General features: G+C 47.9%; 19 protein-coding genes and 1 tRNA gene. 11 read left to right on the top strand and 9 right to left on the bottom strand.

What is annotated here, in order from left to right:
- Positions 1–79: 79 nt before the first annotated feature.
- Positions 80–1,894, bottom strand: coding sequence for a cytochrome c peroxidase (locus tag IC230_RS23095; protein WP_191041423.1), 1,815 nt, complete (start codon positions 1,892–1,894; stop codon positions 80–82).
- A 1,172-nt stretch (positions 1,895–3,066) separates the two neighbouring features.
- Here IC230_RS23095 and IC230_RS23100 point away from each other — a divergent pair.
- From IC230_RS23100 to IC230_RS23120, 5 genes are all read left to right on the top strand, one after another.
- A complete protein-coding gene (locus IC230_RS23100; protein ID WP_191041424.1) occupies positions 3,067–4,110 on the top strand; it encodes a FecR family protein in 1,044 nt (347 codons plus the stop codon).
- 226 nt (positions 4,111–4,336) lie between these two features.
- Entirely contained in the window at positions 4,337–7,957 is a 3,621-nt protein-coding gene (locus tag IC230_RS23105; protein ID WP_191041425.1) for a SusC/RagA family TonB-linked outer membrane protein, read from the top strand.
- 23 nt (positions 7,958–7,980) lie between these two features.
- The gene (locus IC230_RS23110; RefSeq protein ID WP_191041426.1) at positions 7,981–9,711 is read left to right on the top strand and encodes a RagB/SusD family nutrient uptake outer membrane protein; all 1,731 of its coding nucleotides are present in this window, start codon (positions 7,981–7,983) and stop codon (positions 9,709–9,711) included.
- Between the two features lie 362 nt (positions 9,712–10,073).
- The gene (locus IC230_RS23115) at positions 10,074–11,300 is read left to right on the top strand and encodes a purple acid phosphatase family protein (protein WP_223860784.1); all 1,227 of its coding nucleotides are present in this window, start codon (positions 10,074–10,076) and stop codon (positions 11,298–11,300) included.
- A gap of 55 nt (positions 11,301–11,355) precedes the next feature.
- A complete protein-coding gene (locus IC230_RS23120) occupies positions 11,356–12,168 on the top strand; it encodes an endonuclease/exonuclease/phosphatase family protein (RefSeq protein ID WP_191041427.1) in 813 nt (270 codons plus the stop codon).
- Positions 12,169–12,371: 203 nt separating this feature from the next.
- Here IC230_RS23120 and IC230_RS23125 read toward each other — a convergent pair.
- Both IC230_RS23125 and folP read right to left on the bottom strand, forming a co-directional pair.
- Positions 12,372–12,444: transfer RNA gene (locus IC230_RS23125), tRNA-Lys, on the bottom strand.
- Between the two features lie 80 nt (positions 12,445–12,524).
- Complete coding sequence (folP, locus tag IC230_RS23130; protein WP_191041428.1) at positions 12,525–13,367, bottom strand: dihydropteroate synthase; 843 nt, start codon at positions 13,365–13,367, stop codon at positions 12,525–12,527.
- An 84-nt stretch (positions 13,368–13,451) separates the two neighbouring features.
- On the opposite strand from folP, the gene IC230_RS23135 reads away from it, so the two are divergent.
- From IC230_RS23135 to IC230_RS23145, 3 genes are all read left to right on the top strand, one after another.
- Complete coding sequence (locus IC230_RS23135) at positions 13,452–14,021, top strand: DUF1599 domain-containing protein (protein ID WP_191041429.1); 570 nt, start codon at positions 13,452–13,454, stop codon at positions 14,019–14,021.
- Between the two features lie 42 nt (positions 14,022–14,063).
- Positions 14,064–15,209: a BT_3928 family protein gene (locus tag IC230_RS23140; protein WP_223860785.1), complete on the top strand. Its 1,146-nt coding sequence runs from the start codon at positions 14,064–14,066 to the stop codon at positions 15,207–15,209.
- Between the two features lie 89 nt (positions 15,210–15,298).
- Positions 15,299–15,805: a shikimate kinase gene (locus tag IC230_RS23145; protein ID WP_191041430.1), complete on the top strand. Its 507-nt coding sequence runs from the start codon at positions 15,299–15,301 to the stop codon at positions 15,803–15,805.
- A 53-nt stretch (positions 15,806–15,858) separates the two neighbouring features.
- Here the strand turns inward: IC230_RS23145 and IC230_RS23150 are convergent, their stop codons facing one another.
- Positions 15,859–17,433, bottom strand: coding sequence for a hypothetical protein (locus IC230_RS23150; protein WP_191041431.1), 1,575 nt, complete (start codon positions 17,431–17,433; stop codon positions 15,859–15,861).
- Positions 17,434–17,609: 176 nt separating this feature from the next.
- On the bottom strand, positions 17,610–18,899 hold the full coding sequence (locus IC230_RS23155) for a hypothetical protein (RefSeq protein ID WP_191041432.1): 1,290 nt from the start codon (positions 18,897–18,899) through the stop codon (positions 17,610–17,612).
- Between the two features lie 316 nt (positions 18,900–19,215).
- Here IC230_RS23155 and proS point away from each other — a divergent pair, with 316 nt between their 5' ends.
- On the top strand, positions 19,216–20,688 hold the full coding sequence (gene proS / locus IC230_RS23160) for a proline--tRNA ligase (RefSeq protein ID WP_191041433.1): 1,473 nt from the start codon (positions 19,216–19,218) through the stop codon (positions 20,686–20,688).
- Between the two features lie 86 nt (positions 20,689–20,774).
- Here proS and IC230_RS23165 read toward each other — a convergent pair whose 3' ends face one another.
- Both IC230_RS23165 and IC230_RS23170 read right to left on the bottom strand, forming a co-directional pair.
- Complete coding sequence (locus tag IC230_RS23165; RefSeq protein ID WP_191041434.1) at positions 20,775–21,299, bottom strand: hypothetical protein; 525 nt, start codon at positions 21,297–21,299, stop codon at positions 20,775–20,777.
- Between the two features lie 42 nt (positions 21,300–21,341).
- Positions 21,342–21,719 (bottom strand): PadR family transcriptional regulator, encoded by a 378-nt coding sequence (locus IC230_RS23170; protein ID WP_191041435.1) that lies wholly within the window; start codon positions 21,717–21,719, stop codon positions 21,342–21,344.
- 239 nt (positions 21,720–21,958) lie between these two features.
- Here IC230_RS23170 and IC230_RS23175 point away from each other — a divergent pair, with 239 nt between their 5' ends.
- Entirely contained in the window at positions 21,959–22,411 is a 453-nt protein-coding gene (locus IC230_RS23175) for an FKBP-type peptidyl-prolyl cis-trans isomerase (RefSeq protein ID WP_191041436.1), read from the top strand.
- Between the two features lie 25 nt (positions 22,412–22,436).
- Here IC230_RS23175 and IC230_RS23180 read toward each other — a convergent pair whose 3' ends face one another.
- Positions 22,437–22,946 carry a hypothetical protein gene (locus tag IC230_RS23180; protein ID WP_223860786.1) on the bottom strand — a complete coding sequence of 170 codons (510 nt, stop codon included), beginning with the start codon at positions 22,944–22,946 and terminating at the stop codon, positions 22,437–22,439.
- Positions 22,947–23,202: 256 nt separating this feature from the next.
- Between IC230_RS23180 and uvsE the strand changes: the two genes are divergently transcribed.
- Positions 23,203–24,105, top strand: a complete 903-nt coding sequence (uvsE, locus tag IC230_RS23185; RefSeq protein ID WP_191041437.1) for a UV DNA damage repair endonuclease UvsE — start codon at positions 23,203–23,205, stop codon at positions 24,103–24,105.
- A gap of 258 nt (positions 24,106–24,363) precedes the next feature.
- Here the strand turns inward: uvsE and IC230_RS23190 are convergent, their stop codons facing one another.
- Positions 24,364–25,248 (bottom strand): hypothetical protein, encoded by an 885-nt coding sequence (locus tag IC230_RS23190; RefSeq protein WP_191041438.1) that lies wholly within the window; start codon positions 25,246–25,248, stop codon positions 24,364–24,366.
- Positions 25,249–25,253: the final 5 nt, after the last annotated feature.

The following is a 25,253-nucleotide window of genomic DNA, read 5'->3' on the forward strand; positions in this document are numbered from 1 at the left end:
GAACATGATTCTGGTCGTGGGTTGGAAAAGGGGTGGAGCGGAACGATTCAACGTAACACTTAAAACGAGATACGGTACCTTACAAAGCTTTCATGAAGGCAACCAATGCCTTCTTTTCGCCAGGCGTTAGATTCAGCTTGTTGGCTGGTAATGTCTGATTAGAAATAGCAAACCCCAGTCCCCTGCCTCCCCCTTTGTCATAAAATTCTACGACCTGTTCCAGAGTCTGGTAAACGCCGTTATGCATGTACGGGGCTGTATGAACCGCGTGACGAACGGTCGGGATTTTGAAAGCTCGCTGATGAATAGCAAGTTTTGTGCTGAGGTAACGCCCTGAATCGCTGTCCACTTGCCGTTCGCTGGCCGTGGCCGGAGCCCCAATTACTTCACTTTCTGTTTTCTGGTAGGCGGGTGGAATTGATCCATTGAATAAAGGAAAATAATGACAGGTACCGCAATTAGCTTTTCCCATGAACAGGTTAAACCCCCGTTTTTCATTGGTCGTCAGGTGAGCGGGTAATCCCCGTAGGTAACGATCCACACGAGAGTCAAGCGCAGTCAGGCTGCGAACGTAATTAGCCAGAGCATTCGTGATGTTGTACGCCGTAATACCGTCTGTGTAAGCCTCTTTAAAGCAGATTGGATACGTATCATGGCTGTTTAACTGCTCAACTGCCCGTGCTAGTGAACCACCCATTTCTGTTTTGTTCTGAAGAACATCGCGAATCTGATCTTCCAGGCCAAACGCGCGCAAATCCATAAACTGGGCAGTCTGCAGGGCCGCATTGAGTAGTGTGGGCGTGTTGCGATGAATCCGTTCATGGCCGTCGAGAGCCAGGCTGGTCGTTTCTCCATCCGTAAAGGCGCGATCAGGACGATGGCAAGTGGCACAGGTTCGCTGACCATTGCCCGATAGTATGGGTTCGTAAAACAATTGGCGTCCTAATGCCACCCGGGCGGCTGTTGACCGACTAGCCTCAGTATTCGTAAAAAAACCAGGATCAAAGGCATCGGGCTCGGAGAGCGTAGTCGTCGAAGCCGATAAAAGCCGGGTACGGTCGACCGGAATTGAAATTATGAGAACCTGCTGGGCTTTGGTAAGCAGGCGAGTAAATTTATAAGCATGGTTTCGAATAAAATGAAGTCGATCGAAATCATCGAAACTACGGCAGGTGCGCAGGGCACTAATGGCCTCTTGCAGCGCTTGCTGAAGTTGATTGGTCAGGCCTGGATCAGCTTGTTGAAGCCGTGGACGATAGTGCGCCAGGGACTTCTCCAGCGAGGATAGCACAATAGCTGCTTCGGGTAAGGCCCGGCGCGAAATGGGGGTGTCGAAACCGCTGATACCTAGTGCAATAAGGCGAAATACTTCTAGCCGCATCGCGTCAAAAACCTGCTCATCACTAAGGGGGCTATATTGGGCCAACCGGCTTAGTTTGCCTATGGTTTGGCGGAGCTGACTGACTTGCCCGAGCAAGTCAGCATTTTGGGTTGAATCATAGGCGATCAGCTTTTCTTCAAGTAGCTGCAAGCCACTAGGTTCCCTTTGCAGGCCAACGCCATCGTCTAATTCGCCTTCTACCACTGCAGGACCATTGATTGCCTTGGCAAGGAGGGGATAATAATATTCGGTGAGGTATTCAATACGTTTGTACTGGTCTCGGGTTTTGCCCAATGCGAGCTGAAGGATGGACGCAGACTGACGCGCTTTTATCGCTGTTTCCAGTCGACTCGCCACGGAATCCAAGTCGATAATATCACGAAGAAATTGTTCCTGAGTGCGTTGGGCAGGGGTAATCAAGGGGGCTGCTTTTTTGAAACTGCTCATTAGAAGCAGCTGTAAACCAGAGGCCAGCATCAATGCTAACCAATACCTTGAAGCCGTTGCTTTCATGGCAGAATGATTGGTCTAAACGTAAATCAGATACTGCTTAATCAAGTGAAGGGCAACCTGTTTCCTACTTGTTGGTCTATTCACAGAGAAAAGTTTTTACGAAGCGGTTTATACTTAAGGGAAATCCCCAGAGGGATGCATCTAAAAAAGCGTACCAAATTCGTCATGGGGTGAGCAGTAGAAATTGATACCCGTTTGCGATAACTTTATTCGATTCTCGTTTCGTTTAAGTAGCTGGTACATTGCGAAAAGGTACAAGTTTATAAATATCCATATGGTTGATCTTCAGGACTCTATCTCCTATTTTGACTTGTCTAGAAAAAGAAAAATATGCTGTCAAAACATTGCTATTTACGAAAGCTTCGGCGCCCAATTCGTTGATAACCCGGTGATTAGCCTTCTGAGAGATACCGCTTGTCAGCGAACCGCCGATGCGGCTCAATGATGCCTAGGTGGCCACCATAGCAGTCATAGGGATCTTTCGGTTGGATTTTTGTCCTTTCAGGAAACGAAACGCTTTCAACTTGATTGACCATTTTCTTTATGTCTATCCAAAGCCTACGCATTTTATATTACATTGTATCCACTTCGACAAGCGTCGACTAACTCCTCCTAAATCTATGAAGTACGTTATCTATTGGTTAGTTGTCCTCTTAAAGCTTTTGGGCTACGTGGCTATCCCTGTCATTGTGATACTAGGCATTCGGGCTATCATTAAGAATACGCATAAGGGTGGCTAAGCTAACCAGATCCTGATGTGCCATTAAAGCCGTAATTGCTTCACTGGCCAGGCCATCATGGGCTTTTGGTACTAATACGATGCAACAAGCGAGCAGGCCTATAGGCCTGAAGTATGATTTAGATTTATTTCTTTAGTTAAACTTTATTTATAACTAAAAAAGCAGATTATAAAAATAGTACTTTACTGTTTCTTAAATTATAAAATGACTTATCTATTCATAAATGATTGTACTTTTCTTAGTAACCGTTCATAAAAAGCAACTATTACGTGAACACATTCAGTGTATAAATTAGATAATTGGTTAGCCGACTTAACTAGTTATTGGTGGGATTTATTGGCTCGTACCAGCGTTCATTTTATATTTTTTTTTGATTCGGGTAAGGGTTGTCCTTCTGACGCGCGACTTAGGAAATGTACTACGTCCTAAGCTATGAAGCCGCCATCACCTATCTCACCTGATTTACTGGACAAATACCTGCGGAACGAATGCAACGATCAGGAAAAGGAACAGGTAGAAGCCTGGTATGCGACGCTACGTAATAAAACGGATTACATCGATTCACTGCCTGAACAGGAACAACAGCAGCTACAGAATGAAACGTTTTTCAACATTCAGAGCCAACTGGAGGTCGACAAAAAGCATGTAGTCAGCGCTTTTTCGTTGAACTGGGCCTGGGCCGCCGGGATTGCCGCATCGATCGGGTTACTACTGGGCATCTACATTACGTATCGGGAGGCAGATTATCAATTGCTTTCCAGCTTACAAACATCATCGGTTTTTACGAGAAGCAAAGAGAAAGAGAGGATTGCTACGATCCAGTTTGTTAATCACGAATTGCGTCCTGTTGTGCGTCGTCTTCCAGATAGCAGTTCGGTTTTAATGCGGACTGGAGCCTCCATTACGTATCCCCAAAAATTTGATCCCGACAAACGGTTGGCCACATTCTCTGGGGAAGGCTTTTTTGATGTTCGAAAAGATAAATCGCGCCCGTTCTTTATTCAGAGTGGAGAAGTAAAGATCAAAGTATTAGGGACCAGTTTTAACGTAAAAGCCGTGGCGGCCCGTAAGGTTTTTCAGATTTCTGTCGTCACGGGACGCGTGCAGGTTAGTGCGCCTGATCGTCAGCAGAATGAACAGCAGGTCATTCTCAAACCCCAGCAACAAGCCTTTTTTGAAACCGATTCAAAGCGGTTGATTGCTTCGCTCATGCCCGTTCAGAGCCGGAAGGAAATCTATGAGCCGACTACAATTGTGTTTAGCGAAACGCCCCTGGATCAGGTTGTTGAAAAACTTCAGAAACGGTTCAATATTCAGATTCGCCTGGCAACGCCCAAACTCGCTTCCTGCCGGGTCAGTGCCGACTTTGAACAGCAGTCGTTACCCTTCATCATGGAAATGCTCTGTACCGCGCTGGACGCTACGTACACGATGTCCGATAAAACAGTCGTGATTGATGGTCAGCCCTGCGACTAATCGTCAGGTACGTAGGTTGACCAATACCGTATTCCGCTTACGAATGACTAAAATCTAACCAACTAATAATCCATGAATCAACACTACCCAATTGCTCCATGAATCTAAAAAACCGGGAGTGTACCACCACCCCCGGCTCACGCTTGCCATCCCGTTTCTACTTCGTACCACCGAACCAACGGGATGATTTATCGAATAGCAATCAAACTATCAGACAATCAAAACTATGCAGAATTTTATCCTTAACAAGTCCGTTGACTGGCGAAAAATTATGCGATTCGGATTATTTCAAAGCTTACTGGCTGTCTTACTGGTCAGTATGGCCGATGCCAGAGAAATTTCGGCGCAATCCATCCTGAGTAAGGATATAACCCTTCAGCTCAATAACGTAACGCTGAAAGAAGCCCTGGACCGTATTCAGGAAAAAGCAAATACCCGATTTGTTTATAGCAGCCGGATCTCGCTCAGCGACCAGGTAACCATTGATGAGCGAAACCAGAAACTGTCTAAAGTTCTGGATCAACTGCTTGTGCCACGCGGTATTACGTATAAGCTGATCAACGAACAGATTGTATTGGCGCGGGAAAAAACGACGAGGCCAACGAGCTTTCTGGAGGAGCTTAAGTCCAGACCAGTTGTAAACCTAGTAGCTGCCGATATTCGACTGAAAGGCACCGTTACAGCAGCCGATGGTCAGGGTGCCTTAGCCGGGGTTAGTGTCGTTTTGAAAGGTACGTCGCGCGGAACGACCACCGATGCGAATGGCGGGTACGAGTTTACGGTGCCGGGTCCCTCCGCTGTTCTGGTATTCAGTTTTGTTGGGTACGTATCGCAGGAAGTTACCGTCGGGAATCGGTCAACAATTAGTATTGCGCTGGTGGCAGACAATAAAACGCTGGAGGAGTTAGTCGTGGTCGGATATGGCACGCAGAAGAAAGTGAACCTGACGGGTGCTGTATCGCAGGTGCAGGCCAAAGAGCTTGAAAACCGGCCCCTGAACAACATGTCCCAGATTTTGCAGGGCATGGTGCCTAACCTGAACATTACGTTCAGCACCGGGCAGCCGGGGCAGGGCGGCAACCTGAACGTTCGGGGCGAAACCTCGATCAATGGGGGTGGTCCGCTGGTGCTCATCGACGGCATTCCGGGCGACATTAACCGGATCAACCCGAATGATGTAGAATCGGTTTCGGTGTTGAAAGATGCGGCCGCTTCGGCCATTTATGGTGCACGGGGTGCCTTTGGTGTCATTCTGGTCACGACCAAAACGGCGAAGAACGGCAAAACGACCATCGACTACAGCAACAATTTCGGCTGGTCGGCACCCACGGTGAGCACGAAATTCATGACTAATGGATACGAGCAGACCATGCTAAATGACGAAGCGTTTATCCGGGCCACCGGCAATAGCTACACGCGTTATTCGCAGGAAGATTACAGAGAACTGGAAGCCCGCCGGTACGATAAAGTAGAAGATCCGGCTCGCCCCTGGACCGTCGTCAAAAATGTAGGCGGGAAAGATATCTACAATTATTACGGAAATTACGACTGGTGGAATACGCTCTTTAACATGACCGAGCCCTCCCGGCAGCACAACCTGAATCTGTCGGGCGGAACCGATAAAATCAATTACTTTCTGTCGGGATCAGTGTTTGAGAAAGACGGGATTATGCGGATCAATACCGATAAGTTTACCTCCTACACGCTACGTAGCAAAATCAACGCGCAGCTAACCCCCTGGCTGAAGGTCAGCAATAACACCCAGTACTTCGATTCGAAATACAGATATCCGGGTCTGGAAGGCGGAGCCAATGCCAACTTTGTAGGGATCACGGTACACGCCTTACCGGCTTATGCTCCCCTCAATCCCGATGGTACCGCTACGTATAACACCTTGAAAAACAATTACTCCATCGGCGATGGCTTGTTTGCGAACTTGCTGAAAGGCGTGGCGGGGGGTGAAAAAAAGGTGCATGAATTAACCACGATTAACTCGGTCACTATCGACTTTACCAAAAACTGGAATCTGGTCGGTAATTACTCCTACTCGTTCTACATCGCCGACGACTGGTATCGGTCGGCCGTAGCGCAGTATTCGATCCAGCCCGGTATTCTGACCACGGTACCCAACTACAATACCGACCAGTACAGACAGACCATGTGGTTTGACCCAGCAACGGCAGCTAACCTCTATTCGTCGTACAATCACACGTTTGGCAAGCACTATTTTGCAGCTACGGCGGGCCTGAACCACGAGACCCGGAAACACCAGCGGCTGTTCGGTGCCCGGAAGAACCTGCTCTCTGAAAGCCTGAATGACCTAAATCTGGGTACCGGTGAGCAGTTATCCGGTGGGGATGCGTTTCAGTATGCGCTGTTCGGTGCGTTCTTCCGCATGAATTATGACTTCGTCGGTAAATATCTGTTCGAAGTCAATGGCCGTTACGACGGAACTTCGCGGTTTGGCGTTGGCAAGCGGTACGGCTTCTTCCCATCTGTATCGGCAGGGTGGCGAATTAGCGAAGAGAAATTCTTTGAGTCGGCCCGTAACGTAGTGAATAACCTGAAAATCAGAGCCTCGTACGGTACGTTGGGCAATCAGCTTCCTCCGGGCTCTAACGCGGTTCCGTACAATACAACCTCGTCGAACTATTACCCCTACGTTCCCATCATGCCGACGGCCCAGTCAACCTGGATCGCCAACGGACAGAAGCTTTTTTACGTGAATAGCCCAAACCCGATTTCGGAAAGCCTGACCTGGGAAAAAGCCACGACAACCAATCTGGGCGTGGACGCTACGTTGCTGAAAAACCGGCTAAATATGTCCTTCGACGCGTATGTCCGCAATACAACCGATATGCTGGTGCCGGGTAAAGTGCTACCGTCGGTATACGGAGCCAGCGTACCAACCGAAAACGCAGGCGATTTGCAGACGAAAGGATTTGAATTAGCTCTCTCCTGGCGCGATCAGGTCAAAGTAGGGGGTAAAGCGTTGTCGTACAACGTATCGTTCATGCTGTCCGATTCCAAATCCACCATCACCAAGTATGATAACCCTAATAATATTTTGTCGAGCCGCTACGTAGGACAGGTTATTGGCGATATCTGGGGCTATTCAATGGATGGGTATTTTAAAACCACTGATGAGGCCCAGGCTTACAAAGTGGACCAGTCACTCATCAATAAACGACGGCTGAGCGCACCCGGCGAGTGGAGTAAACTACAGGCAGGCGACATTAAGTTCAACGACCTGGATGGCAACGGAAAAATTGATCAGGGCGCCAATACGCTGGCTAACCACGGCGATATGATTATCGTTGGGAACGACCGGGCACGCTACCGATACGGCATGAATCTGGGCGCTTCCTGGAATGGCTTCGACGTATCGGTGCTGGCGCAGGGCATTGTCCGGAAAAACTGGTATCCGGGTAACAACGCCGATAAATTCTGGGGACCTTATTCACGTCCGTATTATTCGTTCATTCCCGAGAATTTCACGGACGATATCTGGACGCCTGAGAATCCTGATGCTTATTTCCCCTTACTGAGAGGCTATACGGCGCTGGATGATGGCAATGATCTGCGAACACCCAACGACCGTTACGTTCAAAATGTGGGTTATCTCCGGTTGAAGAACGTAGTGATTGGTTATACGATCCCCGAAAGTATCACGAAAAAGATTCGTCTCTCCAGAGCTCGGATCTACTTCAGTGGCGAAAACCTGTTAACCTTCACGCCGTTACGCTCCAAATACATCGATCCTGAGCAGCTCGACGGCGATGGCACCAACGGCCGGACGTATCCGCTCTCGAAAACCATTTCGGCAGGTTTAAACCTCACGTTCTAATTCGATTTCAATTCATAAATCCGATGAAAAAACTAATCAGTATCATAGCCATTGCCGTGGGACTGGCCTCGTGTGATCTGAATCGATTGCCTGAGGACGCCATCTCGCCTGAAACGTTCTTTAAGACCGAAAATGACCTTTTACTGTACACCAACTCATTCTACAATGCCCTCCCGTCAGCGGAAGATGTATATAACGAGGACGTGGACAACGTAGCAAAAAACACCCTCCGTGACGAGTTGCAGGGAACGCGCATCGTCCCAACCAGTGGCGGAGGATGGAGTTGGGGTTCGTTACGTAATATCAACTATTTCCTGGCCAACTCGGAAAAATGCCCGGATAAAAAAGCCGTCGTCAAATACAATGGGCTGGCTCGTTTTTTTCGGGCTTACTTCTACTTCGGCATGGTCAAACGCTTTGGCGATGTTCCCTGGTATAACAGCACGGTTGAAGTAACGGATGAAGCCTTGCTGACCAAAGCGCGCGACCCTCGGGCGATGGTCATGGATTCGGTCATGGCCGATCTGAATTACGCGATCAATACGCTCGATGCTTCTCGTCAGCTCAACACCATTACCAAATGGACGGCCTTGGCGCTGAAATCCAGAGTCGGTTTATACGAGGGTACGTTCCGTAAATACCATCCGGAATTTAGCCTGCCCGACGCCAACAAATACCTGGATGCCAGTATCGACGCATCGGATAACCTGATGAAGAACAGTGGCTATACCATTTATAAAGCCACGCCCGCTACGGCCTACATGAAGCTGTTTTCGTCGGATAACGCCATTCCCGACGAGGTGATTCTGGCGCGGGATTTCAGCGATGAATTGCAGGTGTATCACAATCTGAATTATTACACCATGACCGCATCGTACGGAAAGCCCGGTCTTGAAAAGAAACTGGTCAACAGCTATCTGATGGCCGACGGAACACGGTTTACGGACATTAAAGGCTACGAAACGATGCAGTTTGCGGATGAAGTACAAAACCGTGATCCTCGCCTGTCGCAAACCATTCGAACACCGGGCTATACCCGCATTGGCGAAACGGCTCCTTTAGTGCCAGAGTTTGGGGCTACCGTTACCGGTTATCAGTTGATTAAATTTGTTTCGGCCCCGAAATGGGATACGTTTACGAAAGACATTACCGACATGCCCATTTTCCGGTATGCGGAAGTGCTGATGAACTTCGCTGAGGCAAAAGCCGAGCGCGGTACGTTAACCCAGGATGACCTGGATCGATCGACGAAGCTAACCCGCGACCGGGTCGGTATGCCCAATATCAATCTGGCGGCTGCCAATGCCAAACCCGATCCGTATCAGGCCCAGCAATACACGCAACTGAGCGGCAGCAATACGGGCGTTATCCTGGAAATCCGGCGGGAACGACGTATCGAATTGGTCATGGAAAACTTTTTCCGCTGGGATGACATCATCCGATGGAAGGAAGGTCAACTGCTGACGAAAGTATTCAAAGGCATGTATTTTCCCGGCCCCGGTAGCTACGACCTAGATAAAAATGGAAAAGTCGACTTAGTCATTTACGAAGGGACAAAGCCAACCGTAGCGGGTGCGCAGGTGCTTAAGTTAGGTAGCGAAATCCTGCTCGAAAATGGGAATAAAGGCGGCAACATTGTGGTCAATGGACACATCAACAAGAAGTTCAACGAAGCCCGCGATTACCTGTATCCCATCCCAACGCAGGAACGGCTGTTAAATACCAAACTGACGCAAAATCCGAACTGGGAGTAAGGCGTTTATCCCTAAACGTCCTTTAGGGCAATTCTTTTACGTTCTGATCCCTACGGGATCAGGCTAACCTAAAATATAAGAATCTAAGTAGGCTAGCTAAAATACATTAGGTTATTTTTTGTCATGCTGACTAAGGAAGCATCTTCGGAGGCCGGGTAAAAGGCTGCACCCGAAGATGCTTCCTTAGTCAGCATGACAAAAACGCCATTTCAAAATAATCTAAACTATTTGTGCTTTAGTACTTGACAACCGGCCCCTAAATTCCTTCTAGGGGCGGTCCGACGGGTCGATAAACACAACGGTAATCAACGATCTTAATCCTTTAATTCCGAAAACTCTATTCCTAAACCCTTATATTCTCTATGCTTTCTGACAGACGATCGTTTCTTGAAAAAATGTCGCAGATCGGGGCACTAAGTCTGCTTCCCGCTTCGTCAACCCTGGCCGAGAACGTATCGGCTAACGTAGTGGAGGAGAAAAACCATTTCGTTGCTGGTCCATATCTGCAAAACATAGGCACCGACGAAATCACCATCATGTGGATTACCCACAAAAACTGTTTCAGCTGGGTAGAATACGGTGCCGGAACGTATACCAGCAAACGGGAATTCGGGTATACGAACGGGTTGATCGAAGCCAATAATCGAGTTAATAAAATTATACTGACTGGGCTTAAACCGGGTACGGAGCATAAGTACAAAATCGTTTCGACCGAAATCCTGGGCTATAAAGGATCGAAAGTTGAGTTTGGCGAAACGATCAGCAGTCCGATGTATGGTTTCAAAACACCGGCGGAGAACGAAGACGAATTCAAACTAGTCATCTTCAACGACATTCACGACCGGCCGCAGATTATTCCCCAATTACTGTATCGCCACGGCTACACGGGCAACAAACGGGATTATGATTTTGTCGTTTTCAACGGCGATTGCTTCGACTGGGTTACGTCGGAGACGCAGATGGTCGATCACCTGATCAAACCGGCGGTCGATATTTTTGCGGCCGAAATGCCGTTCATTCTGACGCAGGGAAATCATGAATGCCGGGGCAATTTCTCCCGGGAGATTCCGAACTATTACGCCTACCCCGATGACAAATACTACTACGCGTTCACGCGTGGACCGGTGCGTTTCGTTGTTCTGGATTCGGGCGAGGACAAAGCCGATGATAGTGTTGAATACGGCGGTTTATCGGCCTTTGACCGCTATCGGGAAATTCAGAAAAAGTGGCTCGAAAAAGAAATTGAAAGTCCTGATTTCAAAAAAGCTCCGTTTCGAATTGTACTGATCCATATTTCCCCTTATCACTCAGGCGATTGGCACGGTACGCTGCATTGCCGTGAAGTGTTCGGGCCGTTGCTCAATAAAGCAAAAATCGATCTTCAGATTTCAGGTCATACCCATCGCTATGCTACCCACGACGCCGACGCTACGCATAACTACCCCATCGTGATTGGTGGAGGGCCGCTGGAAGGACAGCGAACGCTGATCAAACTGCACGCAACTCAAAAAGAGCTTAATCTGAAAATGATTCGCGACGATGGGGAAGTAGTCGGCAAATATACCATCCCGAAAAAGGCCCGGACGTAACGTATCACTTTTACCGAAACTCAGCGACATTCAACATCGTTTTTACCCCAACTTCATGAAAAAACTGTTCGCATTCCTTTTACTTTTTAGTTCAATTACGGCTTCTGCCAGTGAAGGCACCGACGAGTTGCCCGGCTCACCTGCGAAGAAAGTAAAATCGCTAAAAGTGATGACCTACAACATTCATCACTGCAACCCACCATCAGAAGGAACAAAAATCGACGTAGCGGCCATTGCTCAGGTTATCTCGAAAGAAAAACCGGATTTGGTAGCGTTACAGGAAGTTGATGTCAACACAGAACGCTCAGGAAAGGGGTTGAATCAGGCTAAGGAATTGGCTCGCTTAACCAATATGCATTTCTTTTTTTCGAAAGCCATCGACCATCAGGGGGGCGATTATGGCGTGGCTGTTTTGTCGAGATTTCCCATTCTTGACTCAACGCGATTTATTCTCCCCATTGATCCGGCCATTGGTGGAGAGACAAGAACCATAGCGGCTATCACGGTGGACGTAGCCCAAGGCCAAAAGATCCTCTTTGCCAGCACCCATCTGGATCTGAAAGAACCAAACCGGCTTAGTCAGGCCGAGTTAATCGTTAAGCAGTTTGCTTCATCTGGGCTGCCTATGATTCTGGGCGGAGATTTTAACGCACTCTCCGATAGCAAGGTGATTCAGTTTCTGGACCAGACTTTTGTGCGCAGTTGCCAAACCTGTGCACCAACCATTCCGGTCAAGAACCCGAACCGAGCGATCGATTTTATCATGTATAAGCCAGATAGTACGTTCAAAAGTAAATCAACCCGCGTAATTGATGAACAATACGCGTCTGACCACCTGCCCGTTGTGGCAGAGCTAGATATAAACTGATAAATAGTATAGCGGATAGTGAGAAAAGCTCTCGAACATAGTCACGCGCTACGTTCGAGAGCTTTTTTGTTAGTGCGTGGTTAAACCTCTGTGATTTGGTAGGTAACGCCCATAGTGGTAGGCAACAGACAGAATGGGGAAGTTAACAAAAACGCCCCTCACAAGCTGTGAGGGGCGTTTCGTGCGAGGTTTTTATTATCTTGTGATCCGGCTGGGATTCGAACCCAGGACCCATACATTAAAAGTGTATTGCTCTACCAGCTGAGCTACCAGATCTTTTCCCTTTTCGATTAGACCAATCGTCGTCGTTTGGGAATGCAAAAGTAGGCGTTTCCTTTTCTAAACGCAAGAGGAGCCTAAAAAAAAGTTAATTGCTGGGTCAATTTTATGGCTTCTACAGCTTCTCGAACGTCGTGTACCCGTAGGATAGACGCCCCCTTTTGAAGGGCCACTGTGTTTAAAACGGTGGTGCCATTTAGGGCTTCATCGGCGCTGACATTCAGGGTTTTCCAGATGGTTGTTTTCCGGGATAAACCGACCAGTAAAGGCTCGTCAAATACATGTAGCGCACTTAGCTGACTCAGTAAAAAAAAATTTTGCGCTGGCGTCTTTGCAAAGCCAAATCCGGGGTCTAGAATGACGTCTTTTACGCCCATCGACCGTAGTTCGACTAACCGTAAACCTAGTTCATCAATAACTTCGGTCACTAAATTCTGGTACGTGGCCAGCGATTGCATGGTTTGAGGTGTACCGCGCAGGTGCATCAGTACGTAGGGAACACCTAAGTCGGCGATGGTTTCGAACATGGTAGGGTCGAGTGTACCACCTGCTACGTCGTTGATGAGCGCAGCCCCCGCTTCGACAGCCTGACGTCCGACTGATGCCCGGAACGTATCGATTGAAATCAGTGCGCTGGGAAAGCTGTCGATAATTGCTTCAATGGCGGGCAGGACCCGGTCTGCTTCTTCAGCAGGACTCACTTCAGGAGCTCCGGGGCGGGTTGAGTAGCCACCGATATCCAGGAACGTAGCGCCGTCGGCCAGCATTTTTTCAGCGATCTCAACGGTTCTATCGGACGAGACCCGGCTATTCTTGAAAAAAGAATCGGGCGTTACGTTCAGGATGCCCATAACGACGGGTGTTGTCAAATCGACCAGCCGCCCCCGGCAGTTCAGCGTTTTTTTCGTAACTTTCGGCATAAAAAAAGTCGATAATTCATAGTCGTTCGTAGCAGAGGTTTGTTCCCTGATGTACTGTCGACTTCTGATTGTCGGCTAGCGACTATGAATAATACCGAAACCGAATATCGGCAGGTTATCCAACGCTGCAAAGATTTATTCCTGAAAAAAAATAAGGATTATGGTACGGCCTGGCGCATTCTGCGGTTACCCAGTATTACTGACCAGATTTACATCAAAGCCCAGCGCATCCGAACGTTGCAGGAAACAGGCGTCAGTCGCGTAGGTGAAGGAATTGAGCCAGAATTCGTCGGAATCATCAATTACTGCGTCATGGCGCTGATTCAGTTGGAGTTAGATAATGATTCTAACGAAGGACCGCCCCGGATCGACATTCCAGCCGACGAACTCGAGCAGCTCTACGACGACCAGGTTGGCCGGGTTATTGACCTGCTCTTTGCCAAAAATCACGATTACGGCGAAGCCTGGCGCGAAATGCGGGTAAGCTCAATGACGGATATCATTCTGATGAAATTACTCCGCACGAAACAGATCGAAGACAACCGGGGTACTACGTTAGTTTCGGAAGGAGTGGAGGCCAATTATATGGATATGATCAATTACGCCGTTTTTTGTTTAATTAAAATGAGTAGCGCGGATGTCGTGTCCGCTTAACGATATTTCCTCTTCAGCGGATAAGCCATCCGCGTTACGTCGATGAACCCAACTGCCACTCAGCCCAAAGTCAAAACCGGTACGCCACCGATGCTGATTGCCGCCCGTATCGCCCGTATATTGGTCGGCATCGTTTTTATTTTCTCGGGTCTGATCAAACTTAATGATCCTGTTGGCACGCAGATTAAGTTTGAAGAGTACTTTGAGGTCTTCGCGCAGGATGTTCCGTTGCTGCACGATTTTTTCATGGCGTTGGTGCCCTTTACGTTAGTGATGTCGGTGCTGTTCTGCGCTGCCGAAGTTATTCTGGGGGTAGCTCTGCTTGTATCTTATAAGCCAAAAGTTACGGTCTGGCTGTTATTTTTCCTGATTGTCTTCTTTACATTTTTAACCTTCTATTCGGCTTACTTCGATCGCGTAACGGACTGTGGTTGCTTTGGGGATGCCATCAAACTTAAACCCTGGACGTCGTTCGGTAAGGACGTTATTCTGACGATTCTGATTCTATTCATTATGGGGCATCGCAATCGCCTGCGCGCCCGCAATACGGGTTGGATCGTGTCCTTAACCATTCTGCTGACACTTGGTCTGGGTATTTATGCCGTTCAGTTTCTGCCTCCCCTCGATCTGTTGCCGTATGCAGTTGGGAAAAGTATTCCGGTTCAACTGAAGCCTTCAGAACCGTTACGGTATAAATACATTATGGAAAAAGACGGTAAGACAACGGAGTTCGAGCAGTATCCGTCAGACCAAAGCTATAAGTTCAAGGAAATGGTTCTGGTTAATGAAAGCGCCAAGCCGAAGATTACGGATTACCGAATCTGGAACGATGAAACGGATTTCACGCAGGAAACCTTTACCGGCAACAAGCTTTTCATTATCGTTAAAAATACCAAAGACATTGACGCGGGCAGCCTGCCTGCCATTCGGTCGCTGGTAGAAGGCTTGCAGGGTTCAACCGTTTCGCCCTATATCCTGACCTCCGTTAGCGATGGTGAGATTAAAGCCTTCCGTAAGGAATTTCAACTGGAGAACGTACCGTACTATAAAGCCGATGCGACCGTGCTGAAAACCATCATGCGTTCCAATCCTGGTACGTGGCTGATGCACGATGGCGTCGTGCGCGGCAAATGGCATTATAACAGTACACCCAATGCGGCAGACGTAGTTAAACTGGTGAATGAGTGAATAAGCGGATGAGTAAATAGTTGCCATAAGCTGTTATTTACTCATTTGCTCATTCACTCCGGTCCGGCGTTCCGGTTCACTCATTGCGAATGAAAAACATTTTCCTGATCGGTATGCCTTCGTCTGGCAAGAGTACGCTGGGTAAAGGCATAGCCGATGCGTTACATTATCGTTTTATCGACACCGATAAGCTTATTGTTCGCGAAGAGGGGCGTTCCATTGCCGATATCTTTGCTCAGTCAGGTGAAGCTTATTTTCGCGAAGCGGAACGGCGGGTGCTACGTACGATCCAACCAGGCGGTAGTTACGTTGTCTCGACGGGAGGGGGAATGCCCTGTTTCCACGAGAACATGGCTTACATAAATGCCACCGGTGTATCTGTGTTTCTGGACGTACCGGTTGACGTACTTACCCGGCGTATTCTGGCGCATGCACACGAAGATCGGCCACTGAATAATCCCAGTGATCCTGAGCTGCTGACTGTTTTACAAAAGCGGTACGAGACCCGATTCCCTGTCTATTCAAAGGCCAACATCATTGTTTCAGGAGAAACAACGAAAGATGACATACTGAGCCGATTAGGAGCGTGGTTATAAACAAAACGGACCGTCTCAGGACGGTCCGTTTTGTTTATACTACAGATTTCAGGTTAGAAGAAAACACCTACCGATAGGGTCACATTGGTGCTGCGATTATCAATCGCAACAGTCGGCGAATTGGCGTCGGAGTTCAGTTGATAAGCCGAATATCCCGATTTGTAAGTGAGGTATGAGCCCGATAGGTCGGCGAAGAAACGGGTGTTCCGTATACCAGCCCCAGCCGTCAATAACAGCTTTGACCGATCAGCTCTCGCTACCCGATCCAGATCAACTTTGTAGGCGCTGGGCAAATAGCCAACGCCCGCCCGCAAGCGGAGTAAGCCCGCCCGTATTTCAGCGCCCGCCCGAACATTCACTACGTTCTGGTAGGCGAGTTGAACTTCTTGTTTGACGTCATTTTTAAAATCGGTGTTGTCCTGCTGTGCCGAAAAATAGGATGTCCGTACGCGCATACCCTGATAATTGACGTATTCGGCCGTTGCGGTGATGAAGCCAAGCTTACCCTTGTTAAGGAAATACGTAAGACCACCCGATGCCCGTAAGGGTGTCTGTAGCGTATACTCAAAGTTATCGTAGGGGGTAACGACGTCTATACTACCCGGTTGCACAGGAATACCCGGATCTTTGGCCACTGCCGACAGCGACTGGCTAAAGACTTCTCTGGCGCTGCTGAGCGTAGGCGATATAATGTTGGCACCTAGCTGGACATCTGGAGTCAGTTTGTAAAGCAAACCAAGCGATGCGCTGAAACCGTTACCATTCACCTCAAATCGGTTCGTTTGACCATAGTTGACAAACGACTGACCATTAACCGGCGTTTCCAGGAATACAAACTCCGACGAATACCGCAAATGAGTCAGCGCAATAGAGCCACCAATGTACAGTTTATCATCTAAGTTTCCGGCATAAGCCAGCGTCCATTGCGAATGAGTACCCGAGCGGCTCAGAGTCGATCGTTGATCTTTCGGCGTACTGGCATCCGCACGCGTATAAGGCGGTCCTGAGTAGTTGGTTGCTGCATTCGTGGTAGGATCAATGAGAAATAATCCATAAGCAGCCGCTTCCTTAAAATCTGCCCGGCGCTCATTAGGTCTATAAGCATCGCTTAATGCCTGTTCACTATAGCCAGCGCTATTTGCTCCATTTACATAGGTTTGCAGAAGAGAAGAATTTTGGTTGTTGTTCCGCCCGTATGCATCGGAATAATCGAAGAAGTTGGCTGACTGCGAATAGGAAATACCCCAGGCCGATCGGTGTAAACGTCGGTTGCGATTGTCACCACCCGCGAAGATGGCGCTGAACTGACCGATACTGACTTTCCCCATACTTCCAGCCGTTTGTTGACCCAGAAATGTACTCTGGTTGTTGGAAGACGTAAAGGATGGGCTGATGCTCAGCTCCGAACGATTGTAGAAGGCAAGGCCGGCGGCATTCCCAAACAGGTTACTGGCGTCGCCCCCTAAGGCCGTATGATTACCGCCGATACCCCGGAAACGGGCTGTGCCATTCTGACTGAAATCAGAAAAGCGAAAGGCATCGTCTGCGTAATCGTAGGCTGTCCCCTGGCCAAACGCCAACGGAGATAGCAACACCAGCGATGCCGAAAAAATGAATAGTTTATTCATGGCTTTAAAGCGATTGGTGGACCATGTTACGTTGATGGTATTTAGAGTTGATAAACGTACAAACGTTTAATAGGTGTATATAAAAAATTGACGTAACACACTCACGAATACAAAACGAAAATCCCCGCCAATTGTCCTAATTAGCGGGGATTTTTTAATAACAATTTTAAAAATACTTAGCGTGGGCCACGGCCGCCACCACCTGAGTAGCCACCACCACCTCCGCCACCCCCACTAGGGGCGCTGTAGCTCGGTGCGCTATAGCTACGGCTTGGTGCACTATAGCTAGGCTGTGATTGCTGGAAGCTCGGCTGGTTGTAGTTACCCCGGCTTTGGCTTTGATACGAAGGCTGCTGGTAACTTGGCTGCGATTGCTGATAGCCACGGGTACTGTTGCCACTGTTGGAAGGCGTATAATTACCCCGACTGCTCTGACGCGGACGAGCGTAATACTCGCTGTTGGAATTACTGTTATACGACGGAGCTGAATTACCTGCTGAACTGCTGTTCACCCGGTTGCCGTTGTCATAATAATAATTGCCCCGGCTACTATTCGTTGGGCGTGAGTAATACCCGTTGTTCGAAGCCGTCCCCGAGTTCGTAGCGCCACTACGTCCACTGCCGGAGTTGTACGCCCGAGGTGAGTTATCAAAACCTGACGAGTACCGACCTGCAGTACGTCCACCACTAGAGGAGTATGACCGATTCCGATACGGATCAGCGCCCGTTACGTAGTTGTTATTGATGATAACCGGGCTCCCGTAATAGCCGCCGTATCCGTAGTTCCCACCATAGAATGGCGAATAGAACGGACTGTAGCCGCCGAAACCACCAAACCCTCCAAAACCGCCATAAGCATATGAGCTGTAGAATGGATCATACCCATAGCCGAACGGCGAATAACCAAAGGAACTGCCGTAGAAAGGCGAATAAAATGGACTTCCGAAACCAAAACTGTTGAAACCACCATAGCCCAAAGCACCTATGCCTAAACCAAGGCCAAGGCCGTTATTGAAGCCCATGTTGTTAAAGCCCCAGCGGTTCCAGCTGTAAGCCGACGTCATAGCGGAATTGTAGCCGTTTGCAAATCCAGACGTGTAAGCATTTGTGCCATCGTCGCTCCAGCCCGGATCGGGTGAAAGACCACGGTTTAGCTTACGGGTGCTCAACTCCGAGTAATACTCATCTGTATTGGCGTTGTAGCCCTGCTGCTCGTCGTTATAATCGGGGTTCGCGTTACGTAACGACCGTTGTTGGCGGTCTATGCGTTGTTGCTGACGGTTGGATTGATAATCGCTGTACCCGTCCGATTGACGGTTGCTGGCATATACTTCCGTGTTACCGGAACTGCCGTACAGGTCATCCACTTCACCAGCATTCTGAGCAGTCTGACGGCTGGAGGTACAGCTCCAGAAACCCATCAGCGCCACCAGAGTCAGGCAAGAATATAGGCGTTGCTTTTTCATTTGGCCAGGGAATTAATTGTAGTAAACACGCATAATGAACGTCCTTTCAATCTATAACACAGGATTGAGTGGTTTGATTACAAAAATAGAGTAAAAACCTATCTTTGCAAGTCCTATATGTATTAGATTCCCATTTATTCAATAAGGTTTAATCCGTTTTTAAAAAAAGTTAAATATGGTCCAGAATTGTCAGGCGTTGTCTATGATAAATCGGATGACGTAAAGACTGAGCAGGGTTCCTGAAAAGCATACCTGACTGGCCTTTACTTGTCTGAAAATCATTAACCAAGCCTGATTACGTCTGACCTGTGTACGCATGGCAAAAGCAATTCCGTCCCGTAGTGAAAACTACTCCGAGTGGTATAACGAGTTAATTAAAAAAGCCGATCTGGCCGAAAATTCAGCCGTCCGTGGCTGTATGGTAATCAAACCCTATGGTTTTTCGATCTGGGAAAAAATGCAGCGGGCTCTGGACGATATGTTCAAGGAAACGGGCCATTCCAATGCTTATTTTCCGCTGTTTATTCCGAAGTCATTTTTAAGCAAAGAAGCGTCGCACGTGGAAGGATTTGCCAAAGAATGCGCCGTGGTTACCCATTACCGGCTTAAAAACGCTGAAGATGGTTCGGGGGTTATTGTCGATCCGGAAGCGAAGCTGGAAGAAGAGCTGATCGTTCGCCCTACGTCAGAAACGGTCATCTGGAGTACGTATAAAAACTGGATTCAGTCGTACCGCGATCTGCCGCTGTTGATTAATCAGTGGGCTAACGTAGTGCGCTGGGAAATGCGGACACGAATATTTCTCCGCACGACCGAGTTCCTTTGGCAGGAAGGCCATACGGCTCACGCTACGTCTGAGGAAGCACAGGCTGAAACGCAGCAGATGCTCGATATTTATGCACAGTTTGCCGAAGAGTGGATGGCCGTACCGGTGATCAAAGGCGCTAAAACAGCTAACGAGCGTTTCGCGGGAGCCGAAGATACGCTTTGCATCGAAGCTATGATGCAGGATGGCAAAGCCTTGCAAGCGGGTACGTCGCACTTCCTGGGGCAGAACTTTGCGAAAGCCTTTGATGTGCAGTTTCTGACAAAACAAAATCAGTTGGACTACGTGTGGGGAACCTCGTGGGGCGTATCAACGCGCTTAATGGGGGCACTCATCATGGCCCACTCCGACGACGATGGATTGGTTTTACCACCAAAGCTGGCACCCATTCAAGTCGTTATCGTGCCGATTTACCGTACCGAAGAACAATTGGAAGCACTTTCTGCGAAGATTAAACCGTTGGTTCAGGAGCTAAAAAAAGCGGGTATTTCGGTGAAATACGACGATTCTGACGCTAATAAACCGGGCTGGAAATTTGCCGAATACGAACTGCGTGGTGTACCGGTTCGGCTGGCTATGGGCGGACGGGATCTGGAAAATGGTACGGTCGAAATTGCCCGGCGCGATCTGAAAACCAAAGAAACCGTACCCTTCGATGGATTGACCGAACGGATCAAAACGTTGCTTGACGACATTCAGCAGACGATCTATAACAAAGCGATGTCGTTCCGGAAAGAGAATACGTTCAACGTTGATACGTTCGAGCAGTTTCAGGAACAGATTGAAAAAGGCGGGTTTCTATTAGCACACTGGGACGGCACCAGCGAGACCGAAGAGGCCATTAAAGAAGCAACCAAAGCAACCATCCGCTGCATTCCGTTCGATCAGGAAGTAGAAGAAGGCGTCGATGTGTACTCCGGCAAACCGTCGAAAGGGCGAGTTGTGTTTGCGCGGGCTTACTAAGAAAGACACAAAAGTAAGTGGTCCGGTATTGTCAGGCGATTGTTAACCAATTACCTGACAATATCGGACCACTTTTGGTTTATCTCTTACCGCGTTGACATCTCCTGTTTATGATTTTGTTGCAGATACCAACTGACACTTGCATACGTAACGGCGCTTATGCCAATCAGCCAGACAGCTCCAGTCAGACTGAAGTATGACCAGGTCTTGCGGCTCATCAGGTCCATCATGGCCATGAGCATCATGCATAAACCAAGCGCCATAATAAAGGCGTTACGTAGTGCTGTGTTGTAAGCCCGGCGTAGGTCGTAAGCACCGTAGGCCTTGTTCCGAAATTCAAACACAATGTCATCCAGACTGGCCTGTCGGAGTTGTTCATCTGTCATGGCTAGCTCCGTCTGATACGTAGTGTGCAACTGCCGGACAGCTTCTACGTTGACCTGTTCCAGTACGATATTCATGGCGGCTTCGAACATAAACCCAGTCCACATGCGATATTCTATCTCGCAGGCAAGATGATCGAGCAATTCGTCAACCAATACGTCGGTTGAGCCTATATGAATCAAGTGATTATGCAGTTTAGCTACTTGTTGTGGGCTAAGTTTTTTCATTGCTCTATCTGCGTTTATCGGTTCATTCAAAAACGTTACATCTTAAGGAGCTGTTACTAAACGGCTTGGTAATTGGAGTAAACTGCGCATCATGTTCATAAAGCGCTCAAAGTCAGAAACTTTCTGAACAGCCACTTCGCTGCCCTGGGGGGTAAGGGTATAATATTTGCGTAACCGGCCCTCCACTTCTTCCGTCTCGGTGGTCAGTAAGCCTTCCTGTTCTAATTTATGCAGCACCGGATACAAGGCGCCAAAAGACAACGTAATCTCACCCTTTGTTCGCTCTTTAACGGCTTGTGTAATTTCATAGCCATACATTCGCCGACTGCCCGATGGCTGTTGAGGGCCCGGCTCGGCCAGCAACTTCAGTACAATCGTTTTTAACGTACCCCGTATAAATTCATTGCCGGATGATTCCATACTATAGAAAAGAAAATAGGTTGAAATTTTTACTATAAATATATGTAAGTTCCCGATATATACATTCGAATTTTCTGGACAAGCGCGTATTGATTCAAGCAAGTGCTAAATTGGGTCTACCTGACTGGAGCGTGAACTTTTGGTTAAATTATGAGTTGGTAAAAATTATCGTACAGCCTGAACCTTACCGGAACTTCCGGTACATTTACGGCTGAGTATTTAATAAAACAACTCGTATTATGGCACAGGCAAAATCTGGCGATACCGTTCAGGTACATTACACCGGCACTTTAACTGATGGAACAATCTTTGACTCATCGGAAGGCCGCACTCCGCTGGAATTTACGGTTGGCAGTGGGCAGGTCATCAAAGGCTTTGATGAAGGCGTAGCTGGTATGAACCAGGGCGAAAAGAAAACCATCAATATTCCGGTAGAAGATGCTTATGGCCCGGCTAATGAAGAGATGATTTTTACACTGAATCGTTCAGATATACCGGATGATATTCCACTCGAAGTCGGCATGACACTCAACATGCATGAAGATGGAAACCCCCGGCCAATTCCAGTTATCGTACGGGATCTTACCGATACGAACGTTACCCTCGACGCCAACCACCCACTAGCTGGTCAGGACTTAACCTTCGAGGTTGAGTTAGTTGGGGTAAAATCGCCATCAGGATTGATTCTTTGAGTAAAGGTTCGGGGCAGGGGGCGCTTCATATATTTTCATACCCTGAACTCTCTGCACCGAACCCTTTGCTGGTTAACTTCAACAATTCGCCTAACTCCCGCAGGGCGGTTTGAATGCCGCGCAGATTAGTACGCGCTACGTATGATGCCAGAGCAACGGTGATAGCTCCGATGTTAAGGACAACGGTTGTATCGGTCATGCGCTGTATACCCACATTAGCCTCATCGGTTGCCTGCTGAATAATGATCGCCATTTCACCCGCATTCTTAAAGGCAGGACGTACTGACCGCGTTTGAATATCCTGAACCCGATTGAGCAGACTATTCTGATAAGCATTAAGGTCTAACTGCTGTTCGTGCGTAAGTTCCGACCAGTACAGTGCCTGAAACTTGTTCAGAGCGCGAGCCATGTTGTTATAACTGTTCGCAATCCCATTGATTTGTTCAGGGGTGAAGTCTTCCATAGGTTTGGTTGACCCAGATCGGTCGAAGATGTTACGATGTAGATACGTGTTAAAAATTGGTAATGTTGCCATTATGAGCCTGTTTGCGACAATGGCTCTACGCTGATTATAGACATCAGTTCGATTTATTCTTCTTATAGTTATATTGTTTATGACCACTTGTGGTCAATAGCGTCACGCCTTGCACTATGTTAGCATTGAGTCATGATAGTTTATAACTAAACAACTTTCGCGCGGAAGATAAGTGGCTGACAAATAAAATCGGCTAATTATTGACCGAACGGTCACAAAGCCAAAACCGCAGGGGCGTCATTAGAGTTGAACGGGTATGAATCTAAGTTCGCTCAACGTTGGGTACGCCTGTATTAACCTAAGTCTTCAGGCAGATAAAATCACGACCAACCGGAGAATGATCCGTAAGACATTTACCGAAAGAGGAATTGCGTATGCCTCGGAACTGGCGTTGAAAAACGTACAGGATCTATTGAAAATCGTAGACTGGAATCTCGAAAATGGCTTTTACCTGTTTCGGATTTCGTCGGAGTTATTCCCCTGGGCATCGGAGTATAAAATTGCTGATTTACCCGACTTTGCTGACATTCGCGAAACACTGGAGGCAATCGGTAGTCGACCCGTACGCTTAACGATTCATCCCGGCCCGTTCAATCATCTCGCGGGGCAGGGGAAGGTTCTGGACAATACGCTCGTCGATCTCGAATATCAGTCTGAATTGTTTGATTTGATGGGATTGAAGCCATCCCATTGGAATAAGATCAATATTCATGTGGGGGGTACGTATGGTGATAAAACGGCAACGCTGGCGCGCTTCTGCCAAAATTTTAACCTCCTCTCCGAAAACCTGCGGGCTCGCCTGACGGTCGAAAATGATGATCGGCAGAGCCTATATACTGTAGTAGATCTGGTGTCAGTTTACGAACGTACCGGAATTCCTATCGTCTTCGATTATTTTCACCACCACCTCAACCCCGGCCTGCAAACTGAGGAGGAGGCTTTCCTGACGGCCTATAATACCTGGGACGTCAGACCTGTTTTTCACTTTTCCGATTCGCGGAGAGAGCACGAAGATCCCAAAGCCCGGCGCGAAGCGCATGCTGACTGGCTTTACTCACCAGTCAATACGTATGGCAAAGAGGTAGACATCGTCTTTGAGTGCAAGATGAAGGAGAAAGCTATCTTAAAGCTGAGAAGCAATGCGTTATCTGAAAATTAATCATAGACTACTGTAACATTAATATCCGGGAGGCACTAAGATTCGCTTCCGAATTATTAACCAAAAAGACTGGGATCGATCTCTTCTGACATCTAGTTATATATACTATAGATTATTGAAATTCATTTGTTGTAGAGCGCATCAAGTATAATGACCTGCTTACTTAAGAGCTACTGAAGATACATTCAGACAATTCAAATTTCGGTAGTGCTACTGGCCCTGTTGAGTAAATCCATAACATGTGGAAAGTGCTTGGAATCATCGATTCTCCAACTGATTAACTGAGTCGAAAGATGTGAGACGACTGCAATGCCGCTGAAAATAGGCTAAGTAGTGAAGAGCTTCCTGCTCGCTTAAATGCACACCATCAGTGGTATGATACGCCCCGCAATCCGGCTGAACGATGTAGTTGTACCGATTAGGTGGGAAGGTCTTGTGCATATATTCTCGTAGACTAATTGATACCGGTAAATTACAAAGCTTTTTATGAACCGGCATTTCAAAAAAGACGACCTGCGCTCCCCTTTCCTCGAATTCCTTAACAAACGCATGAAGTCGGACCATTGAATTGTTAAGGGCCTGATTGGTTGGAGGTGTTGAGTAGAGTAAAACCTGGTTTGCCAGTAGTTTATCGAACAACGCCGGATCAACAGCGGCCGGTGCCGTTACGGTTTTTTTATTCCCTCTCTTTAGCTTCTGCAACCCTTCATAGCTTTCCTTTATCAGAATGGCAAGAGGCTGTTTGCCCTCACGCAGTGCCAGAATGTGTTTTTTTGCCTGGAATAAAAATGGGTTGGTCAGTTGCGCTGTAAACACTTCGTCTTCGCTACGAAGCAGTATGTTCGTCTCAATATAAATTGTATCTAATTTATAATCGGTGGATTGCAGCATTCGCATGCCGTCGAACGCACTGAGCCCTACAAAACTTAAATTGCACAGTTCGGGTATATCCAGCCGAGCTGAAAGCGAGGAGCCTACCACAACATTCCGACAGGAGTCAGCTGTATATAAAAAATTTTGCGCTTTAACCAGATTCGTCTGCCATTGATTAAGGGATATTCTAAGGCTGGGCTGAACGACTTGAATGGAAATGCAATAGAGACTGACTAGTACAAAAAATAAAAATAGCGCTTTGGCAATCATCACCG

Origin of the sequence: Spirosoma validum (assembly GCF_014699035.1) — a bacterium.
GTDB classification, from domain to species: domain Bacteria; phylum Bacteroidota; class Bacteroidia; order Cytophagales; family Spirosomataceae; genus Spirosoma; species Spirosoma validum.

What these genes read in the sequence shown, in the direction of transcription:
- IC230_RS23155 (WP_191041432.1), bottom strand. Translation starts at nt 18,899, where the DNA reads ATGAAAAAGCAACGCCTATATTCTTGCCTGACTCTGGTGGCGCTGATG.
- IC230_RS23095 (WP_191041423.1), bottom strand. Translation starts at nt 1,894, where the DNA reads ATGAAAGCAACGGCTTCAAGGTATTGGTTAGCATTGATGCTGGCCTCT.
- IC230_RS23180 (WP_223860786.1), bottom strand. Translation starts at nt 22,946, where the DNA reads ATGGCAACATTACCAATTTTTAACACGTATCTACATCGTAACATCTTC.
- IC230_RS23190 (WP_191041438.1), bottom strand. Translation starts at nt 25,248, where the DNA reads ATGATTGCCAAAGCGCTATTTTTATTTTTTGTACTAGTCAGTCTCTAT.
- IC230_RS23165 (WP_191041434.1), bottom strand. Translation starts at nt 21,299, where the DNA reads ATGAAAAAACTTAGCCCACAACAAGTAGCTAAACTGCATAATCACTTG.
- IC230_RS23145 (WP_191041430.1), top strand. Translation starts at nt 15,299, where the DNA reads ATGAAAAACATTTTCCTGATCGGTATGCCTTCGTCTGGCAAGAGTACG.
- IC230_RS23170 (WP_191041435.1), bottom strand. Translation starts at nt 21,719, where the DNA reads ATGGAATCATCCGGCAATGAATTTATACGGGGTACGTTAAAAACGATT.
- IC230_RS23140 (WP_223860785.1), top strand. Translation starts at nt 14,064, where the DNA reads ATGAACCCAACTGCCACTCAGCCCAAAGTCAAAACCGGTACGCCACCG.
- IC230_RS23175 (WP_191041436.1), top strand. Translation starts at nt 21,959, where the DNA reads ATGGCACAGGCAAAATCTGGCGATACCGTTCAGGTACATTACACCGGC.
- proS (WP_191041433.1), top strand. Translation starts at nt 19,216, where the DNA reads ATGGCAAAAGCAATTCCGTCCCGTAGTGAAAACTACTCCGAGTGGTAT.
- IC230_RS23105 (WP_191041425.1), top strand. Translation starts at nt 4,337, where the DNA reads ATGCAGAATTTTATCCTTAACAAGTCCGTTGACTGGCGAAAAATTATG.
- IC230_RS23120 (WP_191041427.1), top strand. Translation starts at nt 11,356, where the DNA reads ATGAAAAAACTGTTCGCATTCCTTTTACTTTTTAGTTCAATTACGGCT.
- IC230_RS23135 (WP_191041429.1), top strand. Translation starts at nt 13,452, where the DNA reads ATGAATAATACCGAAACCGAATATCGGCAGGTTATCCAACGCTGCAAA.
- uvsE (WP_191041437.1), top strand. Translation starts at nt 23,203, where the DNA reads ATGAATCTAAGTTCGCTCAACGTTGGGTACGCCTGTATTAACCTAAGT.
- folP (WP_191041428.1), bottom strand. Translation starts at nt 13,367, where the DNA reads ATGCCGAAAGTTACGAAAAAAACGCTGAACTGCCGGGGGCGGCTGGTC.
- IC230_RS23100 (WP_191041424.1), top strand. Translation starts at nt 3,067, where the DNA reads ATGAAGCCGCCATCACCTATCTCACCTGATTTACTGGACAAATACCTG.
- IC230_RS23110 (WP_191041426.1), top strand. Translation starts at nt 7,981, where the DNA reads ATGAAAAAACTAATCAGTATCATAGCCATTGCCGTGGGACTGGCCTCG.
- IC230_RS23150 (WP_191041431.1), bottom strand. Translation starts at nt 17,433, where the DNA reads ATGAATAAACTATTCATTTTTTCGGCATCGCTGGTGTTGCTATCTCCG.
- IC230_RS23115 (WP_223860784.1), top strand. Translation starts at nt 10,074, where the DNA reads ATGCTTTCTGACAGACGATCGTTTCTTGAAAAAATGTCGCAGATCGGG.